This is a genomic window from Stenotrophomonas sp. 05L414_2, from assembly GCF_056397905.1.
The window spans coordinates 1-2,184 of the sequence record NZ_JBFTOJ010000292.1; the positions used below are offsets into that span (position 1 = coordinate 1).

Sequence of the window (2,184 nt, forward strand, 5' to 3'; positions counted from 1 at the left end):
GGTGGGTGGTACTCACGGGTTGCCCTGCACGACCAGGCCCAGAACATTGGCCGTATCGTTTCGCGCTCCCGCGATCTGATTGAGTTGCAGGACACCGTCGAAGCCCCGCAGTGCCGTCGACGAAACGCCGACACTGCGGATACCCGCCGCAACACCGTCACCGGTATCGCCCTGCCCCCCTGCTGACGCGATGTCCGAGGCGGCCAACGCCGTGTCATCGGACTCGCGTATTCCTTGCCGGGCCAGCGTCGCGCTGACGACGTTGAGCGTCGTGTTGGCGATGCCGCTGGCCTGGTTGATCGATGCAATGCCGCTGGCGCCTGCCAATGCCTGTCCGGCGATGTGCGCGCTGGCTTCCAGTGGTGCCGAAAGCACGACGTCGTTGCTGTGCTGCTGGCGCGCAGCGATGGCCACGTCGGCGCGGTCGCCGCTGGCCATGCCATGCAGATTGGCCTGGATGTTGAGATCGCCCGCCGCCTGGTTGATGGCGATGGCACCACTGGCACCGGCCAGCGCGCGACCGTCGATGCGGGTCACGTCGAGGTAGGCCAGCATCCCGCTGTAGTCGTCGGCCAGCGCTGTGGCGGGCAATGCCAGCCAGGCCGCCAGCAGCATTGCGCGCTTCACTTGCCACCCGCCTGCGCCGGAGCGCCCAACGGGAACTGCGACAGTGCGCCACGCACGGTATCGCCGATGCCGCGCGTGGTATTGCCGACCGCCCCCAGCGGGCCGCTCATCGCACCGCTGAGGCTGCTGCCGCTCATCATCCCCTCGCCCGAGCGTCCAAGGGTTCCGCCCAGGGCCTGCTGCGTCACCCGCTCGACAGTGGTGACGCCGTGCGCGCGCACGCTGCCGGTCTGGCCAGCGCCGAGGCCGGCGTAGTCGTCATCGCTGAGTTCATCCATGCCGCTGGCAGCGCCGCTGCTGCCGAGTGCGGCGGCGATCTCATGCTGCGGTTTCGGATCGGCGATCAACGCCACGCCGGGCGGCGCCATGCGGTAGGCCGGGCGCGTAGACACGTCGCGCAGCAGGACGATCTCACCCGGCTGCGCCTTCACCCCTTGACGGGCACCCGAGGCCGCAGCCGCCAGCGGAACGGCCAGCATCAGCAGCAGCGCAAGCCGCCGGCCAGAAACAGTGAAAAGGGTGGTGCTGCCGTCCATGCCGCTCTCCCGTTGCATATGCGCAGGGAGAGAGCAGCTTTCGTGCCAACACCGGAAGTCCGTCGCAGCGGGGGTTTGACGGGTAACACCGCGGCGGCGTGACGCCACAGTGTTACAACTTCGTTCGGATTCCGTTCGCCTTAACGCGCAGGAAACACCACTGCGCAAGGCGCCATCGGGGCTGTATCAGTAGTGTTACAGGTACTGATACAGCGCGTTGCAGTGCCGCTTCAGGCGCGCGGCGGACTCGGGTCGGGATCATCGATGCCGACGTTGGTGGACGGGTTGTCGTACACCGTCTGGTCGAGCAGGCCGGTTTCCTTGGCCACCAGCACCGGCACCAGCATCTGTCCGGTCACGTTGGTCATCGTGCGCATCATGTCCAGGATGCGGTCGATCGCATACAGGTAACCGATGGTTTCCAGCGGCAGGTTGGCCGCACTCAGCACCACCGTTGCCATGATCACCGCCGTACCCGGCACGCCGGCGGTACCGAAGCTGCCCAGCACCGAAGCGATCAGCACCACCACGTATTGCTCCGGCGTCAGCGGCACACCGCTGTACTGGGCGATGAACACCGCGCACAGCGCCGGATAGATCGCACCGCAGCCGTCCATCTTGATGCTCGCGCCCAGCGGCACCGCGAACGAACCGTAGTCCTTGTTCACGCCCAGGTTATGGGTGATCGAGCGCAGCGCGACCGGCATCGCCGCGAAGCTGGAGGAACTGACGAAGGCCACCTGCATGCCCGGCGCCGCGCCACGGAAGAACTTCAGCGGGTTCAGGCCATGCGCCAGCAGCAGCGCGCTGTACACCACCACGATGTGCAGCGCGCAGGCCACGTACAGGGCCAGCACGAAGTGGCCCAGCGGCAGCAGCTTCTCGAAGCCGTAGCTGCCGACCAGGCCGGCAATCAGGCCGAAGGTGCCGATCGGGGTGACTTCCAGCACGAAGCGGGTCACCTGGATCATGATGTCGCTCATCTGCCCGACCAGCTTGCGCGCCTCGGTCACCTTCTCGC

General features: G+C 66.9%; 3 protein-coding genes. All 3 read right to left on the minus strand.

Translation table 11 applies throughout. The annotated features are described in order from the left end of the window. Positions 1–12: 12 nt before the first annotated feature. Entirely contained in the window at positions 13–615 is a 603-nt protein-coding gene (locus AC1DJN_RS21700) for a hypothetical protein (protein ID WP_051501624.1), read from the minus strand. 8 nt (positions 616–623) lie between these two features. Then, positions 624–1,163, minus strand: coding sequence for a hypothetical protein (locus tag AC1DJN_RS21705; protein WP_032975047.1), 540 nt, complete (start codon positions 1,161–1,163; stop codon positions 624–626). A 230-nt stretch (positions 1,164–1,393) separates the two neighbouring features. Beyond that, the coding region (locus tag AC1DJN_RS21710; protein WP_478040210.1) for a dicarboxylate/amino acid:cation symporter at positions 1,394–2,184 on the minus strand (791 nt) is incomplete at its 5' end.